Genomic DNA, 16,039 nt, shown 5'->3' on the forward strand with positions numbered 1-16,039 from the left:
GACCAATGCATTGGCCAGCTACTGACTCGTTAGGATGAGCCGCATGAAGGCGGACGCGGTGCGAGGGCACCTGGACGGACTGCTGCTCGCCGTGCTCGAACCCGGACCGCTGCACGGCTACGCGATCATCACCTCGGTCATGAGCCGCAGCGGCGGAGCGCTCGAACTGCGCACCGGGACGATCTACCCCGCGCTCAAGCGACTCGAACGACTCGGAATGCTCGCCAGCAGATGGGAATCGGTCGGTGAACGACGGCGTCGGCGTTGCTACCGGCTCACCGACTTCGGCAGGCGCAGCCTGGCCGGGGAACGCGCCGACTGGCGGGACTTCACCGCCGCCATCGGCGCCGTGCTCAACCCCGGGAGCAAGGCGTGAACCCGATCGAGAGCTACGTCGACGAGCTCGAAGCCGACCTGCGCGGACCCGCACGCATCAAAGCGCGCATGATCCGGGAGATCCGCGACGGACTGGCCGACACCCTCGACGCACGCCTGGAGGCCGGACTGCCGCCGGAGGCTGCCGCGCGGGACGCGGTGCGCGAGTTCGGCACGCCCGCGGAGGTCGCGCCCAGCTGCCAGCGGGAGCTGACCGTCGCCCAGACCCGCCACACCGCGTTCGCGCTGCTGGTGACGGTGCCCGTGCTGCTCGGCTGCTGGCGCCTGGCCTGGACCATCGGCCGGGACCAGGGAATCCCTCCCTCGCAGACCGCGCAGCTGCTGGCGGCCATCGCGGGCACCGCCGCGGTGATGGGCTGCGCCGCGCTGCTGATCACCAGACGGCTCTCGGTGCCCGACGGCCTCCCGATCGTCATGGCGTGGACCGGCACCGCCGCGAGCATCGCGATGCCGCTGACCACGATCGCCGTGGCCACCGCGCTACCGCTGGCCGACAACTGGCCGTTGCTGCTGATCATCGCCGCTGGCACGCTCGCGGCGCATTCGGCGCTGGCCAACTCGGCGAAGACCTGCCGTGAATGCGCGGCGCAAGCCTGGTGAACCGCGGATGAATCATCCGGACCCGGATGAGAACCGGCGGGATTCCTCGCTCACCGCAACGCACCAGCTCTGAACGGACCAGACGAGTGGTCCGGTCGCATCAGGTCCACTTCCATTTTCCGCAAATGATCACCGCATTGGTTACATGTGGTTCATTCATGAGGTAAGACTTCACTCGTGTGGACGAGTATCAGGACTCCTGCGGAAGCGCTCGATGACGCCGACGTGCTAGCCGGACTGCGCCTGCGCTACGACCTCGTCCCCGGAGTCATCCGCCTCGACGGCCACAGCGGCGGACCGATGCCCCGCACCTCCCCCGCGCGCCTGCGCCGGTTCGTCCAGCACCGCTGGGAACCGCGCAGCGGTCGCACCTCCGGCGAGCCGGACTGGGCCCGCGAAGCGCGGCTCGCCGCCGACGCGCTGGCCCCGCTGGTCGGATCGGCCGCCGGCGAGCTCACCATCGCCGAGTCGACCTCGATCAACCTGTTCAAGACCCTGGTCGCCGCGGCCAAGCTCCGGACCGGGCGGCCGATTCTCGCCGTCGGGCGCGACTGCTTCGCCACCGACCGCTGCCTGGCCCAGTCCGCCGCCGACCACATCGGCGGCAGGTTGCAGCTGATCGACGGCGTCGGAGGCCTCGCCGCGCTGCCGATGGGTCAGGTGGCGGTGGTCGCGCTGTCGCACGTCGACCTGCGATCCGGTGCCGTGCGCGACGCTGAATCGATCACCGCGCAGATCCACGGCAGCGGCGCGCTGACGCTGTGGGACCTCAGCCACTCGGCGGGAGCGCTGGACGTGGACCTGCACGGCTGGAACGCGGACTTCGCCATCGGCTGCGGGCACAAGTACCTCGGCGGCAGCGCGACCGCTCCGTCGTTCGGCTTCGTGGCCGAACGGCACCTCGAGTCGTCGCCGACCGGCGGTCTGCGGCATCCGCTGGCGGAGGGCTTCGCCGGACCGGCCGCGACGCTCGCGGCGACCGAGCTGCGCGATGTGCTGGCCATCCTCGACGGAGTCCCGGTCGGCGAGCTCGCGGCGAAGACGGCCGGGCTCGTGGGGCTGTTCCTGGAGCGCATCGCCGAGTTCTGCCCGGAGGCCGCGATCGAGGTGCGCGCCGCCGATGAGCAGCGCGGCGCGCAGGTCTGCCTCCGGCACGAGCAGGCGCAGCGGATCGCCGACCTGCTGTCGGACCGCAGCGTGCTGGTCGAGTACGCCGAACCCGGGCTGCTGCGCTTCAACTTCGCGCCGGCCTGGCTCAGCTACGTCGACGTCTGGCAGGCCGCAGAGCGCCTGCACGCCACCCTCCACGAGATCGGTTGACCCTCAGAGGCCTCCGACGGCTCAGCGCAGGGCGACGAGGATTCGCCTGGCGATCGAGGTGATGATCAGCCAGAACAGGGCCGCGATCCCGTAGTTGAGCAGCACCGCCAGCTGCGGGTCCTCCGGGGTGAACAGGTCCTGGAAGCCCAGCGCCAGCGGATCGGCGACGGACGCGACGAACTGGGTGATGCCGTTGTCCGGGTTCGCGTTGCCGATGGTGAGGATCACATGGATCGCCAGCAGCGCGGCGCACACCAGACCCGCCCAACGCACCACCTGGATCAGCACGTCGACGAAGCGGCTCCAGCCGCGTCGCAGGTCAGCGCGCCGAACTCCGCCCTCGTGGGCGCCCGCACGAACATCCTCAGTCACGATCACAGTGTTGCACGAGAACCGGCGATTTCGGCAGGGTTCTTCGCCCGCCGAACCACCGGGAGCTCTCACGATCTGGGAAGGCGGCTTGCACTGCAGGCCCCCGTTGCGGTTAGCCTTGCTCCGTGGCTCGCGTTCTCCTGCTTCGCCGCCGCGACGGGGTCTCCTAGACCGGCCCCTCGTCGCGGGGTACGAACGCGCCGGTCTCCAGCCAAGCCCGAGACCCGGTAAGCGATCAGGAGAACGTCTCTCATGAGCAGCAACACCCCCGATCCGCAGGCCCCCTTCGCAGGTCGCGTGCGCAAGCCAGCCAAGGCCGCCCCGACCGATCAGCCGTCGTGGAACCCCCAGCAGGGCAGTTCGATGCCCTTCCACCGGTACAAGCCCTTCCACGAGCTCGTCGAAGACGTGTCGCTGCCGGACCGCACCTGGCCGGACAAGCGCATCGAGCGCGCGCCGCTGTGGTGCGCGGTCGACCTGCGCGACGGCAACCAGGCGCTGATCGATCCGATGTCGCCCGCGCGCAAGCGACGCATGTTCGAGCTGCTCGTGCAGATGGGCTACAAGGAGATCGAGGTCGGGTTCCCGGCCGCCAGCCAGACCGACTTCGACTTCGTCCGCGAGATCATCGAAGACGGCGCGGTACCCGATGACGTGCGCATCCAGGTGCTGACCCAGTGCCGCCCGGAGCTGATCGAGCGCACCTTCCAGGCCCTGGAGGGCGTGGCGAAGGCCGTCGTGCACGTCTACAACTCGACGTCGATCCTGCAGCGCCGCGTGGTGTTCCGCGAGGAGCGCGAGGGCATCAAGAAGATCGCCAAGATGGGCGCCGAGCTGGCCCTGGAGATGGCGGGCAAGTACCCGGACACCGACTTCCGCTTCCAGTACTCGCCCGAGTCCTACACCGGGACCGAGCTGGACTACGCCGTCGAGGTCTGCGACGCGGTCACCGAGATCTGGCAGCCCACCCCGGAGCGGCCGGTCATCCTGAACCTGCCCGCGACCGTCGAGATGGCCACCCCGAACGTCTACGCGGACTCCATCGAGTGGATGCACCGCAACCTGGCCCGCCGGGACTCGGTGCTGCTGTCGCTGCACCCGCACAACGACCGCGGAACCGGCATCGCCGCAGCTGAGCTGGGATACCAGGCCGGCGCCGACCGGATCGAGGGCTGCCTGTTCGGCAACGGTGAGCGCACCGGCAACGTCGACCTGGTCGCGCTGGGCATGAACCTGTTCAGCCAGGGCATCGACCCGCAGATCGACTTCTCCGACATCGACTACGTCAAGCGCACCGTCGAGCACTGCAACCAGCTGCCGGTCGGCGAGCGCCACCCGTGGGGCGGCGAGCTCGTCTACACCGCGTTCTCCGGCAGCCACCAGGACGCCATCAACAAGGGCCTGGACGCGCTGCGCGTCGAGGCCGAGAGGGCGGGAACCTCGGTCGACGAGCACCCGTGGGAGGTTCCCTACCTGCCCATCGATCCCAAGGACGTGGGCCGCAGCTACGAGGCCGTCATCCGGGTCAACTCGCAGTCCGGCAAGGGCGGCGTGGCCTACGTGATGAAGACCGAGCACCAGCTGGAGCTGCCGCGCAAGCTGCAGATCGAGTTCTCCAAGGCGGTGCAGGCGCACACCGACGGCGAGGGCGGCGAGGTCAGCCCGGCCGACATGTGGACGGCGTTCTCCGCCGAGTACCTGGAAACCGACGCACCGCTGCACCTGGTCCGGCAGAGCTCGTCCGGCGAGTCCGGCGACGAGTCGATCACCGCCACGGTGGTCGTGGACGGCGAGCGGCGCGAGGTCACCGGTCGCGGCAACGGCCCGGTGTCGGCGTTCGTCGACGCCCTGAGCACGGTCGGCTACGACATCCGCGTCCTGGACTACCACCAGCACGCGCTCACCTCGGGCGACGACGCGCGCGCAGCCGCCTACCTGGAGTGCGCCGTGGGCGACGACGTCTTCTGGGGCGTTGGCGTGGACACCTCGACCATCGCGGCGATGCTCAACGCAGTCGTCTCAGCCGCCAACCGCGCAGCCCGCTGAGCAGCCCTCCCAGAAGTCGGCTTGCTTGGCGGTGCGGGTAGCGGAACCTGACACGTCGTCTGGCCTCCGGGCACCACGACTGATGTATGCCAATACACGGCGTCGTGGCGTCCTCACCCAGACGACGTGTCAGAACCCGCGGCGGTGCCGGCTGAGTCCCACACCTGAAACAGCGGCTACCGCCGCACACTGAAATGCCCTAATAGTCCTGTCAGGCGGACTGGGCGGGTTCTGGTTCTTCTGCCTCGGCGCGCTCGACGCGCTTCTGGATGATGCGGGTGCTCCACCAGGCGAAGGCCACCGCGATGACCAGGCCGATCCACGAGAAGCGGTGGAACCACTGCCCCGCGACCAGGCCGAACGCGTAGGACAGGGCGGTGACCAGGCCCGCCCACGCGATACCGCCGGTGGCGTTGGCGAACAGGAACTTGCGGTAGGGCATGCCGAGGCTGCCCGCCAGCGGCCCGGCGAGGATCCGCAGCAGCGCCACGAAGCGGCCGCCGAAGACCGTCCAGGCGCCCCAGCGCTCGAAGAGCCCTTCCGCCTGGGCCAGCGGTTTGGGCCCGAAGTGCTTCGGCAGCTTCGTGCCCAGCCAGGTCAGCAGCTTGCGGCCGTAGCGCTTGCCGATCGCGTAGCCGATCGAGTCGCCGATGATCGCGCCCGTCGCCGCGAAGGTCGCCAGCAGCACCGGGTTGATCACCCCGTGCGAAGCGGCAACACCCGAGCTGACCAGCAGGATCTCACCGGGCAGCGGGATCCCCACGCTCTCCAGCCCGATGATGCCCGCGACCACCAGGTAGATCACCCCGGACGGGATCGTGTTCAGCCACTCGATCATGGACATCCGTTCTGGTCGTCGGCAGCGCAGTTCGGCTCCTGCAAGGGTACGGACTGCGACCCGCTCCCCGCCGGGGACCGGGTGACCGAAAATCGCCGGTCACGGGCACAACTCGGGCAACGGGAAGCAACAGGGCGCAACAGGCGCGACGCACGGCCGGATCGGGGCTCCTCAGCCGCGCGATCCGGGCCGAGGGGGACGTCCGTCACTCGATTTCGGGGTAACCGACTAGACCAAAGTCGGTATTGCGCTACGCCGACACCGGGCACTATGGACTCACGTCGCAGGGACGAAGGCGACGCCCTTGGGGGAAAACTAGTTGAGGGGAAGCGGCCGGAGACGGGGGACACGTCGGGGCATAGCCGCTTCTCCTCTTCTATTCTTCCCGGCTCTCGTCCGGCCCCCATCCGTCACTCGAACGGTCCACGGAACTTGATGTTCGACGGCTCGCACGGTTCAGTGATGTGGCTATGTGGCCGACCGAGGATCCGACGGAGCAGCTGCGCTGGCGCATCGAGTGCGCCACGTCCAACGGCAGCGGGAACGTGACCGTGCTGGTCATGGGCGATCGCGTCGGAGTCGTGCTGCCGCCCGGGGACACCCTGATCTTCACCGCCGCGGAGGCCGACAGCCTCGCCCACCTGGTGGAGAAGGCGATCGGCTACGCCTCGGTGCCGCGATGAGCCTCATCGACACGGACCTGAGCTTCGACCCCCGGGATCCGCGGTTCCCGGTGCCCGGTGGGGCGCTGACCTGGTCGGTGCAGGTGTTCACCACCGGCAACGGGTACGGCCTCCGGCCGGCCGAACCGCTCGTCGAGGCGGACCGGGTCCACCTGCGGACCGGCTACGCCGCGCTCGGCCAGCAGCGGACCGTCGACGCCGGCGAGGTCGAGATCGAGGTCTCCCTCTCCGACGGCGTCCTGACCTGGTCCATCACCGCGCAGCACGCCGAGCCGATCAAGGCCGTCAAGCTGCTGCTGCGCGGTCTGCCGCAGGAGCAGCTGCGCGCCGGCTGGTGGACGCCCAACACCGGGCGCTCGCACACCCACCACGAGCGGTTCCAGCTGGAGTACCCGGGCCCGGAGTGGGCGACGCCGTGGGTCGCGGTCGGCACCGAGTCCGACTGCTCGTCCCTGAGCGTGCGAGACCCCTCGGTGCGCAAGCACGTCCTGCACGTCCACCAGCCCGCGCACTCCCCCGAACCGATCGTGGAGCTGCTGCACGTGCCCGCCGCCTCGGCACGCGGGACGACCTGCCAGGTCCCGGAGATCAGGTTGCGCGCGAACGCCGACCCGGTCGATCAGGACCTGGACGAGCACCTGCGGTTCGTCGAGGAGGCGCACGGGCTGGTCCCGTGGGAATCGCGACCGGACGTGCCGGACTGGCTGCGCGACACCTCGCTGGTCGTGACGCTGCACGGCCAGCACTGGACCGGCTACGTGTTCAACACGTTCTCGCAGATGGGCGATGCCCTGCGGTTCATCGCCCAGCACATCGACCCGCACCGGGTGCTCGCCTACCTGCCCGGGTGGGAGGGCCGCTACTACTACGCCTACCCGCGCTACCGGCCGGGCGAGGACCTCGGCGGAGCCGACGGGTTCGCCGAGCTGGTCCGCACCGCGCACGATCTCGGGTTCCGGTTGATGCCGATGTTCGGCGGGCACGGGGCCAACGTCACGCAGTACCCGGACTGGGAGCGGGCGGTGATGCGCAACGACACCGACCGGTACGTCGAGCTGCTCAACCGCCCCGACTGGGACTCCGACCGCTCGGGCGAGGGCGATCAGGTCTTCCTCAACCCGGCCGAACCCGGGTTCCGCACGCACCTGGTCGAGTCGATCTCCGCGCTGGTCGAGGAGTTCGGCGTCGACGCCGCGTTCCTGGACACCGTGGGCTACTACTTCAACGATCCCCGCCACGACGTGTTCGACGGCTACCGGCTGCTGGTCGAGGAGCTCCACCGCCGCCACCCCGGCCTGGTGCTGGCCGCCGAGGGCTGGTGGGACGCGCTCAGCGCGCTGTTCCCGCTGAGCCAGCAGTGGTTCGGCACCGACCGCGATCTGCGCGCGCCCCGCGTCGTGTCGCACTACGCCCGCACCACCGGGCACCTCGCCGAGGGCACCCCGGGACGCGGCAGCACGGGCGTGCACGAGAAGGGCTACATCCCGAGACCACCGGACGTCGTGCGGGAGGGCCACCTGCCGGTCGTCGGCGTCGTGGACGACACCGTCGCGCTGCACGGCGACGAGCTGGCGGCCATCTGCCGGTGGGCCGCCGCGAACTCACCCCGGTGAGTTCGCCTCCGTCCGGGCGCGCGCTTCGGCGATGAGCGCGTCGAGGGCGACCTGGACGGCCGGGCGTTCGGTGGCGCCCTTGCGCGAGACGACCTCGATGTTGCGGCCCGCTCGGACTCCCGCCAGCGGGCGCATCACGAGGTGCGCGCTGTTGATCGTGTACCTCGGCAGCAGCGCGATCCCGTGACCTGCGGCGACGAGCGCTTCGGTGACCCGGAAGTCGTTGATGCGCTGGACGACCGTCGGCCGCATCCCGGTGCGCACGGCCAGCGAGCGCAGCACGTCGTCGACCGGGAAGCCGATGTCCACGCTCAGCCACGGTTCGCCGACCAGCTCGGTGAGCTCGACGCGCTCCCGGTGCGCCAGCGGATGACCCGGCGGCATCGCCACGTCCAGCGGCTCGCGCAGCAGCGGTGTCACGGAGACCCGATCGCCGTCGTGCGGCGGGGCCTGGTCGTCCCGGTGCGTCACGACGAGGTCGAAATCGGCCGTCAGCCGGGAGACCTCGGAGGGGACCATGTCGACGTCCCTGGCCTCCAGGCGGACGTCCGGGTGCTCGGTGATGCGCTCCAGCAGGCCGGGGAGCAGCAGGAACGCGCCGGACGGGAACATCGCCACGCGCACGACCCCGCGCGGCGACGAGCGGTAGGAGTCCAGCTCGGCCTCGGCGCGGTCCAGCGAGGCCAGCACCTCGTCGGCCCGGGTGGCCAGCGCCCACCCGGCGTCGGTGAGCCGCAACCCGCGGCCGGCCGGCTCGGTGAGCCGCACCCCGACCTCCGCTTGCAGGGCCCGGATCTGCTGGGACACCGAGGAGGGCGTGTAGGAGAGGGCGTGGGCGACCGCGGTGACAGTTCCGCGATCGGCCAGTTCGCGCAGGAGTCTCAGCCTGCGAACGTCCATAGAGGAATCCTACACACTACGTGCAGATAGTATCGCTTGTCCTTCACAGATGCGGACCGCAGGCTGATCGGTATGACCACACGAGATCGCCTGCTGGCGGTGGTCGTCGCAGTGTTCTGGGGCGGCAACTTCATCGCGCTGGACCGGGGGCTGGAGCACTTCCCGCCGTTCTTCTTCGCCGGACTGCGCTTCGCGGTGCTGCTGCCGATCCTCTTCTTCGTGCCGCGCCCGAAGGTGAAGTGGCGCTGGCTGATCGGCTACGGCCTGTTCTTCGGGACCCTGCAGTTCGCGTTCCTGTTCGTCGCGATGAGGATCGGCATGCCCACCGGGCTGGCCTCGCTGGTGCAGCAGGGATCGGCGCCGTTCACCGTGGCCCTGGGAGCGCTGCTGCTGCGGGAGAAGATCACCGGGCTGCAGCTGCTGGGCATCACCACGGCGGTGCTGGGCATGGTCGCCATCGGCTGGCACCGCTCGCAGACCGCGACGCTGCTGCCGATGCTGATCACCTTGTGCGGTGCGTTCTCGTGGGCGCTGGGAAACCTGTGCAGCCGCAAGGCCGAAGCGCCGAACCCGCTGCACCTGTCGCTGTGGGTCGCGATCGTCCCGCCGCTGCCGATGTTCGCGGCGTCCGCGCTGTTCGAAGGGCCGACGACGGGCTGGAACGCCGTCGCCACCATCCTCGACTCGCCGGCCGGGACGTCCGCGCTCGCCGGGCTGGCCTACACGTCGCTGCTGGCCACCGTCGTCGGGTCGGGCCTGTGGACGACGCTGCTCAGCAAGTACCCGGCCAGCACCGTCGCGCCGTTCTCCCTGCTGGTGCCGATCGTCGGGTTCAGCACGGCGTGGCTGATCCTCGGCGAGCAGCCGCATCCCTTCGAACTCGCCGCGGGCGCGGTCGTCGTCATCGGCGTGCTCCTGGGCAGCATCCGCCTCGCCCGGCGCACACCGGTGCTGGAACCGGCGCCCGCGTGAGCCTCCTCGTCAGCTCACCGGGCCCTTCTCGAAATCAGGGTTGCGGACGTGCACGCCGTTGCCGACCGGGCAGTCGAAGAGCACCAACACCTCGTGGGACTCGGCGACCAGCCGGGTGGCGACGACCTCGTCCAGAATCGCCCGGTGCTCGCACGCCGAGCACCTGAGCGCACTGCTGTACCTCACGCGCGAACTCCCTTCCCCAGCCGGGCATCCTATGTGGACGCAGGCCTCGGGGAAACGGGCGAGCGAGAACCCGCCTCGTCCGGGCAGGTCACGAGTGCGACGGAACGAGGTCCACCGCCTCCGGACCGGCCTGGCGGGGCTCGATCTCGCCGTCCCGGATCTGCTCGGCGTAGTGGCAGGCGACCCGGTGGCCGGTCGCGAGCTCGCGGAGCGCGGGGCGCTCGGTGTCGCAGCGCTCCTCCTGCCGCCACGGGCACCGGGTGTGGAAGCGGCAGCCCGACGGCGGGTTCGCGGGCGAGGGCAGGTCACCGGAGAGCAGGATCTGCTCGCGGCCGTCCTCGACCTGCGGGTCCGGCACCGGAACGGCCGAGAGCAACGCCTTGGAGTACGGGTGCAGCGGCTCCGCGTAGAGGTCGTCCGAGGCGGACTCCTCGACGATCCCGCCCAGGTACATCACGCCCACCCGGTCGGCGATGTGGCGCACCACGGCGAGGTCGTGCGCGATCACCAGGTAGGTCAGGCCGAACTCCTCCTGCAGGTCCTCCAGCAGGTTCAGCACCTGCGCCTGCACCGAGACGTCCAGCGCCGAGACCGGTTCGTCGGCCACCACCAGCTCCGGGCCGACCGAGAGCGCGCGGGCGATGCCGATGCGCTGGCGCTGCCCGCCGGAGAACTCGTGCGGGTACTTGCGCAGCGCGGTCGGCGGCAACCCGACGGCGTCGAGCAGCTCGCGCAGCCGCTCGTCGGTGGACGCCTTGTCGCCGGCCATGCCGTGCGCACGCATCCCCTCCACCAGCAGCGATTCCACCGACTGGCGCGGGTCGAGCGAGGACAGCGGATCCTGGAAGACCATCTGCATCCGCTGCCGCATCCTGCGCAGCTTCTCGCCCCTCATGCCCGACAGGTCGGTCCCGGAGAAGACGACCTTGCCTCCGGTGGGTTGCTCCAGCCGCAGCACCGCCCGGCCCAGCGTCGACTTGCCGCAGCCGGACTCCCCGACCAGCCCGTAGGTCTCACCGCGGCGGATGGTCAGCGACACCCCGTCGACCGCGAAGACGTGGCCGACCGTCCGGTCCAGCACCACGCCCTTCTTGATCGGGAAGTGCACCTTCACGTCGTCGAGCTCGACGAGCACGTCCTCGTCGCTCGTCGCGTCCACCGGTCCGCTCTCCTCGGCACCGGACACGTTCTCGCTCATGACGCCCCTCCGTCCTGCGGGACACCCGCACCCGGTCGACTCACGTGAGCGACGAGCGCACAGTTTTCGCTCATGACGCCCCTCCGTCCTGCGGGGCACCCGCACCCGGTCGGCTTACATCAGCGACGAGCGCACAATTTTCGCTCATGACGCCTCCACGCTGTTGGTGATCGGTTCGCGGACCGGGTTGTGGCAGCGCAGCAGGCGCGCGCCGACATCGATGCTCACCTCGGGGGTTTCGCGCTCGCAGATCTCGATGGCGTTGGGGCAGCGCGGGCAGAACGCGCAGCCGGAGTCCCACGGGATGTTGTCGGACACCGAACCGGTGATCGGCGAAAGGCGTTGCCCGCGAGGCGAGTCCAGCCTCGGGATCGAGGCGAGCAGACCCGCGGTGTAGGGGTGCTTGGGCCGGGCGAACAGCTCGTGCCGGGCCGCCCGTTCCACCACGCGCCCCGCGTAGAGCACGTTCACCTCGTCGCACAGGCCGGCCACCACGCCCAGGTCGTGCGTGATCATGATCAGCGCGGTGTCGGTCTCGGCGACCAGCTCCGAGAGCAGCTTGAGGATCTGCGCCTGGATCGTCACGTCCAGGGCCGTCGTCGGTTCGTCGGCGATGAGCAGCCGAGGCTTGCAGGCCAGCGCCATCGCGATCAGCGCCCGTTGCCGCATCCCGCCGGAGAGCTGGTGCGGGTACTCCTTCAACCTGCGGTTCGGGTCCGGGATGCCCACCTTGCGCAGCAGCTCCTCGGCCTCGGGCATCGCCGTCTTGCGAGGCAGCCCCCGGTGCCGCTCGATGACCTCGGAGACCTGCAACCCGATGGGAACGACCGGGTTCAGCGAGGTCAGCGGGTCCTGGAACACCATGCTCAGGTCCTTGCCCCGCCGGGCGTCGAGCTCCTTCTTGGGCAGCTGCAGCAGATCCGCCCCGTCGAAGGACACCGACCCGGAGACCTCCGCACCGCGCGGCGGCAGCAAACCCATGATCGCCAGCGAGGTCACCGACTTGCCGCAGCCGGACTCCCCGACCAGGCCGACGGTCTTGCCCGGCTCGACGTCGAAGGAGATCCCGTCGACCGCGGTCACCGGTGGCTCGCCCTTGCGGGCGAAGACCACGGAGAGGTCGCGAACTTCCAGCAGTGCCATTGCCATCTCCCCTTACCGGCGTCGCTTGGGATCCAGCGCGTCGCGCAACGACTCGCCGACCAGCGTGAACCCGAAGGCGACCAGGATGATGCAACCCGCGGGCCAGAACGCCAGCTGCGGATGCGAATCGATGATGTTCTGCGCACCGCCGAGCATCTGGCCCCATTCCGGCACCGAGTCGTCGGCAGCGCCCAGACCGAGGAACGACAGCGCGGCCGCGTCGATGATGGCCACCGCCAGCACCAGCGTGGCCTGCACGATCACCGGCCCGAGCGCGTTGGGGAGCATGTGCCGGAACACGATCGCGCTCTCCTTCACCCCGAGCGCCCGCGCCGCCAGCACGTGGTCGCTGGCTCGTTGCGCCAGCATCGTGCCGCGCAGCAACCGCCCGAAGATCGGCACCTGCACGATCGCCACCGCGAGGATCACGGTGAACTGGGTCTGCTCGGCGAACAGCGCGCCGATCGACACCGCCAGCAGGAGCGAAGGAACCGACAGCATCACGTCGGCGATCCGCATGACCAGCGAGTCCACCCAGCCGCCGAACGCGCCCGCGAGCAAGCCGAGGACGAGGCCGCCACCGAGCCCGATCACCGTCGCCAGCACCGCCACCAGCAGCGTCTGCTGCGACCCCAGCAGGAGCCGGGACAGCAGGTCCCGGCCGTACTGGTCACCGCCGAGCGGGAATCCGGGCTGCGACGGAGGAATCGTGTTCTCCGCGCGGGAGACCTGCGATTCCAGCAGGCGCTGCGCCGGATCGTGCGGCGCCAGCAGCGGCGCCAGCAGGGCCAGCAGCACGAACGCCACGATGACCAGCGCACCCACGATGAACACCGGGTTGCGCCGCAGCCGGCGCCAGGCGGACGCCGCCAGGCTGACACCTGCGTCGGAGGCCGTGTCCGCCAGCGCGTCCAGCTTGTCCTTGCGCTGCGTGTTGAGCACCATCGTCCCTCACCGTGTCCGCAGTCGTGGGTCGATCAACGCGTACGAGAGGTCGACTACGAGGTTGACCAGCACGTAGACCATCGCGGAGGCGAGGATGACCACCTGGAGCACCGGGAAGTCCTTGCGCTCGAAGCCGATCGCGACCGCCTGCCCGACGCCCGCGATGTTGAACACCCTCTCGGTGAGCACCGCCCCCGCCAGCAGCGCACCGGTCTGCAGACCGATCGTCGTCACCACCGGGAGCATCGCGTTGTGCAGGATGTGCCTGCGCCGGATCACCATCTGCCCCAGGCCCTTCGCCCGCGCGGTGCGCACGTAGTCCTCGTCCATCACGTCGAGCACCGCGGCCCTGGTGATCCGGAAGATCACCGCGAACGGGATGGTGGACAGCGCGATGGCGGGCAGGATCAGGTGCACGAACGCGTTCCAGGAGGCGTCCCACTCGCGGGTCAGCAGACCGTCGAGGATGTAGAAGCCGGTGACGCGGGTGGCGTTGATCGCCGAGTCCTGCCGCCCGGACGCGGGCAGCGCGCCGAGCTCGATGGCGAAGACGAACTTCAGCAGGAACGCCAGGAAGAACACCGGCACCGCCACGCCCACCAGCGACCAGGTGATGCTCAGGTTGTCCAGCCACCCGCCGCGCTTGCGGGCCGCGAGGTATCCCATCGGGATGCCGATCGCCACGGCCAGGATCAGCGCCAGGATCGACAGCTCCAGCGTCGCCGGGAAGCGCGTGACGAAGACGTCCAGCGCGGAGTCACCGCGCTGCACCCCGGTCGACGTGCCGAAATCACCGGTGACCGCCCGGCCCAGGAACTTGAAGTACTGCACGAAGATCGGCTGGTCCAGCCCGAGAGCCTTCTCGAGCTGCTCCCGCGCCGCCGGTGTGGCGCGGTCGCCCAGCAACGCCGACACCGGCCCGCCCGGCAGCATGCGCAGCCAGCCGAACAGCAGCATCGACAGGACGAAGACGACCAGCACGAGCTGGCCCAGTCGTCGGACAGTGAAGCGGAGCACGCGAAAACCCCCGTGTTCAAATCAGCGAGCCCAGGCGCCCGCGCGGAACCGGCCGCACCGGCCCCGCGCGGAGCGCCGGAGGATCACTGCTCCGAGACGCTCACCGAAGCGAACTCTTCGGCGGTCAGCGGAGAGGTCACCAGACCCTGGACTCGGGGGCTCGTCACGATCGCCGGCGGCGAGTGCGACAGCGGGACCGCGGGCAGGTACTCGGACAGCAGCTTGCGGTTGATGTCCTGGTACATCGAGGTGCGCTTGGCCTCGTCCGGCTCGGAGTCGGCCGCCCGCAGCTGCGCCGCCAGGTCCTCGCCCCACGGGGCGCCCGCGGTGTAGAAGCGGTTGGTCGGCGTGCCGAAGAAGGTGCCGATGAAGTTGTCCGGCGTGTTGTAGTCACCGGTCCAGCCGAGCAGGAAGATGTCGGCCTTGGCGTTGTCGACGTCGTCGATGTAGCCGCCGTTCCACGGCTTGCTCACCGGGTTGACGGTGATGCCCGCTTCGCGCAGGTCCTCGGCGAGGGCGTTGTAGATGCCCTGCGGGTCCGGCATGTAGGGCCGGGTGACCTCGGTCGGCCAGTAGAAGTTCACCGTCAGGTTCGACGCGCCCGCTTCGGCGAGCAGCTGCTTGGCCTTGGCCGGGTCGTGCGGGTACTGCTGCACGTCCTTGGCGTAGCCGTCCACGTTCTCCGGGTAGTACTGGGTGGCCACCGACGCGCCTTCCGGCAGGTTGGCCTTGACCAGGGTCTCGCGGTCCACCGCGTGCGCCAGCGCCTGCCGCACCTTGAGGTTCTGCAGCGCCGGGTTGTTCTTCTGGGTGATCCCCAGGTACATGATGTTGAACGGGTCGCGGACCTGGACGTTGTTGCCCGCTTCGCGCAGCGCCTTGAGGTCCGCGGCGTTGGGCAGGTCGTACCCGTCGATCGAGCCGGACTCCAGCTCCTGCTTGCGGACCGTCTCGTCCGGGATGATCCGGAAGATCAGCTCGTTGAGCTTGGTCTTCTCACCCCAGTAACCGTCGTTGCGGACCAGCTTGATGGTGCCGTTGGACTGGTCGTAGGAGTCGAACTTGAACGGCCCGGTGCCGGTCGGGTGGGACTTGGAGTACTCGGGGTAGACGAAGCTGTCGCCCTGCGCCTTGACGTCGTTGGCCTTGTACTGCTCCATCGCCGTCGGCGACTGCATGCTGAACGACGGGAGACCCAGCAGGTCGGGGAACTTCGAGGTCGCCCGGGTCAGGTGCACGACAGCGGTCGTGGGGTCCGGGTTCTCGCAGTTCTGGAACAACGAGGGGGCCTTGCCGTCGGCGAAGCCGCCGAAGTTCTCGATCCAGTAGTAGGACAGCGCGTTGTTCTGCCCGGCCCCGGTCTGGTTGTACCAGCGCTGGAAGTTCTTGCAGACCGCGTCGGAGTTGAAGTCCGTGCCGTCGTGGAACTTCACGCCGTTGCGCAGCTTGAACGTCCAGGTCTTGCCGTCCGGGGTGTGCTCCCAGCTCTCGGCCAGCGCCGGTTCGACGTCGACCGAACCCGGCTTGAAGTCGACCAGACCCTCCATCATCTGGCGCGTGACGCGGAAGGTCTCGCCGTCAGAGGCGTAGAAGGGGTCGAAGAGGTCCGGAGCACCCGCTGCACCGAAGGTGAGGGTGCCTCCTTCTCCGCCGCCCGAGCCGCGTTCGGATTGCGCGCAGCCCGCCAGGGACGCAGCCGTGGTGAAGGCGATGCCGACGGTGATGATCCGGCGCAAGGAGCGGGTTCCGCTTCGCCGCGCCGATGGAGCTCTACTCATTGGATTTACCCACCCGTTTTGTGTCCATAGGT

General features: G+C 69.5%; 16 protein-coding genes. 7 read left to right on the forward strand and 9 right to left on the reverse strand.

Translation table 11 applies throughout. The features are described 5' to 3' along the window. Nucleotides 1-43: 43 nt before the first annotated feature. The 3 genes from FHU35_RS15385 (at nucleotide 44) to FHU35_RS15395 (ending at nucleotide 2,316) form a co-directional block, all read left to right on the forward strand. Nucleotides 44-376 (forward strand): PadR family transcriptional regulator, encoded by a 333-nt coding sequence (locus tag FHU35_RS15385; protein ID WP_145740187.1) that lies wholly within the window; start codon nucleotides 44-46, stop codon nucleotides 374-376. Further along, nucleotides 373-996, forward strand: coding sequence for a permease prefix domain 1-containing protein (locus tag FHU35_RS15390; protein WP_145740189.1), 624 nt, complete (start codon nucleotides 373-375; stop codon nucleotides 994-996). The genes FHU35_RS15385 and FHU35_RS15390 overlap by 4 nt, the downstream gene beginning before the upstream one ends. A 177-nt stretch (nucleotides 997-1,173) precedes the next feature. Then, nucleotides 1,174-2,316, forward strand: a complete 1,143-nt coding sequence (locus FHU35_RS15395; RefSeq protein ID WP_145740191.1) for an aminotransferase class V-fold PLP-dependent enzyme — start codon at nucleotides 1,174-1,176, stop codon at nucleotides 2,314-2,316. Nucleotides 2,317-2,337: 21 nt separating this feature from the next. Here the strand turns inward: FHU35_RS15395 and FHU35_RS15400 are convergent, their stop codons facing one another. Next, the gene (locus FHU35_RS15400; protein WP_425474155.1) at nucleotides 2,338-2,691 is read right to left on the reverse strand and encodes a hypothetical protein; all 354 of its coding nucleotides are present in this window, start codon (nucleotides 2,689-2,691) and stop codon (nucleotides 2,338-2,340) included. A 249-nt stretch (nucleotides 2,692-2,940) separates the two neighbouring features. Between FHU35_RS15400 and leuA the strand changes: the two genes are divergently transcribed. Then, on the forward strand, nucleotides 2,941-4,734 hold the full coding sequence (gene leuA / locus FHU35_RS15405; protein WP_145740197.1) for a 2-isopropylmalate synthase: 1,794 nt from the start codon (nucleotides 2,941-2,943) through the stop codon (nucleotides 4,732-4,734). Nucleotides 4,735-4,945: 211 nt separating this feature from the next. Here leuA and FHU35_RS15410 read toward each other — a convergent pair whose 3' ends face one another. After that, the gene (locus FHU35_RS15410) at nucleotides 4,946-5,578 is read right to left on the reverse strand and encodes a DedA family protein (RefSeq protein WP_145740200.1); all 633 of its coding nucleotides are present in this window, start codon (nucleotides 5,576-5,578) and stop codon (nucleotides 4,946-4,948) included. Nucleotides 5,579-6,042: 464 nt separating this feature from the next. Between FHU35_RS15410 and FHU35_RS15415 the strand changes: the two genes are divergently transcribed. Next, complete coding sequence (locus tag FHU35_RS15415; protein WP_246110341.1) at nucleotides 6,043-6,255, forward strand: hypothetical protein; 213 nt, start codon at nucleotides 6,043-6,045, stop codon at nucleotides 6,253-6,255. Continuing rightward, nucleotides 6,252-7,868 carry an alpha-amylase family protein gene (locus FHU35_RS15420; RefSeq protein ID WP_145740204.1) on the forward strand — a complete coding sequence of 539 codons (1,617 nt, stop codon included), beginning with the start codon at nucleotides 6,252-6,254 and terminating at the stop codon, nucleotides 7,866-7,868. Before FHU35_RS15415 ends, FHU35_RS15420 begins: the two co-directional genes overlap by 4 nt. Here the strand turns inward: FHU35_RS15420 and FHU35_RS15425 are convergent. Next, nucleotides 7,857-8,768: a LysR family transcriptional regulator gene (locus tag FHU35_RS15425; protein WP_145740207.1), complete on the reverse strand. Its 912-nt coding sequence runs from the start codon at nucleotides 8,766-8,768 to the stop codon at nucleotides 7,857-7,859. The two genes, FHU35_RS15420 and FHU35_RS15425, sit on opposite strands and share 12 nt — an antisense overlap. A 72-nt stretch (nucleotides 8,769-8,840) precedes the next feature. Between FHU35_RS15425 and FHU35_RS15430 the strand changes: the two genes are divergently transcribed. Beyond that, entirely contained in the window at nucleotides 8,841-9,740 is a 900-nt protein-coding gene (locus tag FHU35_RS15430; RefSeq protein WP_186459444.1) for an EamA family transporter, read from the forward strand. Nucleotides 9,741-9,749: 9 nt separating this feature from the next. Here the strand turns inward: FHU35_RS15430 and FHU35_RS29315 are convergent, their stop codons facing one another. The 6 genes from FHU35_RS29315 to FHU35_RS15455 form a co-directional block, all read right to left on the reverse strand. Continuing rightward, a complete protein-coding gene (locus FHU35_RS29315) occupies nucleotides 9,750-9,926 on the reverse strand; it encodes a hypothetical protein (RefSeq protein ID WP_186459445.1) in 177 nt (58 codons plus the stop codon). An 88-nt stretch (nucleotides 9,927-10,014) separates the two neighbouring features. After that, nucleotides 10,015-11,124 (reverse strand): ABC transporter ATP-binding protein, encoded by a 1,110-nt coding sequence (locus FHU35_RS15435; protein WP_145740212.1) that lies wholly within the window; start codon nucleotides 11,122-11,124, stop codon nucleotides 10,015-10,017. Between the two features lie 144 nt (nucleotides 11,125-11,268). Beyond that, nucleotides 11,269-12,267 carry an ABC transporter ATP-binding protein gene (locus tag FHU35_RS15440; RefSeq protein WP_145740215.1) on the reverse strand — a complete coding sequence of 333 codons (999 nt, stop codon included), beginning with the start codon at nucleotides 12,265-12,267 and terminating at the stop codon, nucleotides 11,269-11,271. Between the two features lie 12 nt (nucleotides 12,268-12,279). Then, nucleotides 12,280-13,212 (reverse strand): ABC transporter permease, encoded by a 933-nt coding sequence (locus FHU35_RS15445; RefSeq protein ID WP_145740217.1) that lies wholly within the window; start codon nucleotides 13,210-13,212, stop codon nucleotides 12,280-12,282. A gap of 6 nt (nucleotides 13,213-13,218) precedes the next feature. Next, the gene (locus FHU35_RS15450; RefSeq protein ID WP_145740219.1) at nucleotides 13,219-14,229 is read right to left on the reverse strand and encodes an ABC transporter permease; all 1,011 of its coding nucleotides are present in this window, start codon (nucleotides 14,227-14,229) and stop codon (nucleotides 13,219-13,221) included. Between the two features lie 83 nt (nucleotides 14,230-14,312). Further along, nucleotides 14,313-16,007, reverse strand: a complete 1,695-nt coding sequence (locus FHU35_RS15455; RefSeq protein ID WP_145740221.1) for an ABC transporter substrate-binding protein — start codon at nucleotides 16,005-16,007, stop codon at nucleotides 14,313-14,315. Between the last annotated feature and the right edge of the window lie 32 nt (nucleotides 16,008-16,039).

The sequence above is a fragment of the Saccharopolyspora dendranthemae genome (assembly GCF_007829955.1).
Classification (GTDB): domain Bacteria; phylum Actinomycetota; class Actinomycetes; order Mycobacteriales; family Pseudonocardiaceae; genus Saccharopolyspora; species Saccharopolyspora dendranthemae.

What these genes read in the sequence shown, in the direction of transcription:
- FHU35_RS15385 (WP_145740187.1), top strand. Translation starts at nt 44, where the DNA reads ATGAAGGCGGACGCGGTGCGAGGGCACCTGGACGGACTGCTGCTCGCC.
- leuA (WP_145740197.1), top strand. Translation starts at nt 2,941, where the DNA reads ATGAGCAGCAACACCCCCGATCCGCAGGCCCCCTTCGCAGGTCGCGTG.
- FHU35_RS15410 (WP_145740200.1), bottom strand. Translation starts at nt 5,578, where the DNA reads ATGTCCATGATCGAGTGGCTGAACACGATCCCGTCCGGGGTGATCTAC.
- FHU35_RS15415 (WP_246110341.1), top strand. Translation starts at nt 6,043, where the DNA reads ATGTGGCCGACCGAGGATCCGACGGAGCAGCTGCGCTGGCGCATCGAG.
- FHU35_RS15420 (WP_145740204.1), top strand. Translation starts at nt 6,252, where the DNA reads ATGAGCCTCATCGACACGGACCTGAGCTTCGACCCCCGGGATCCGCGG.
- FHU35_RS15425 (WP_145740207.1), bottom strand. Translation starts at nt 8,768, where the DNA reads ATGGACGTTCGCAGGCTGAGACTCCTGCGCGAACTGGCCGATCGCGGA.
- FHU35_RS15430 (WP_186459444.1), top strand. Translation starts at nt 8,841, where the DNA reads ATGACCACACGAGATCGCCTGCTGGCGGTGGTCGTCGCAGTGTTCTGG.
- FHU35_RS15435 (WP_145740212.1), bottom strand. Translation starts at nt 11,124, where the DNA reads ATGAGCGAGAACGTGTCCGGTGCCGAGGAGAGCGGACCGGTGGACGCG.
- FHU35_RS15440 (WP_145740215.1), bottom strand. Translation starts at nt 12,267, where the DNA reads ATGGCACTGCTGGAAGTTCGCGACCTCTCCGTGGTCTTCGCCCGCAAG.
- FHU35_RS15445 (WP_145740217.1), bottom strand. Translation starts at nt 13,212, where the DNA reads ATGGTGCTCAACACGCAGCGCAAGGACAAGCTGGACGCGCTGGCGGAC.
- FHU35_RS15455 (WP_145740221.1), bottom strand. Translation starts at nt 16,007, where the DNA reads ATGAGTAGAGCTCCATCGGCGCGGCGAAGCGGAACCCGCTCCTTGCGC.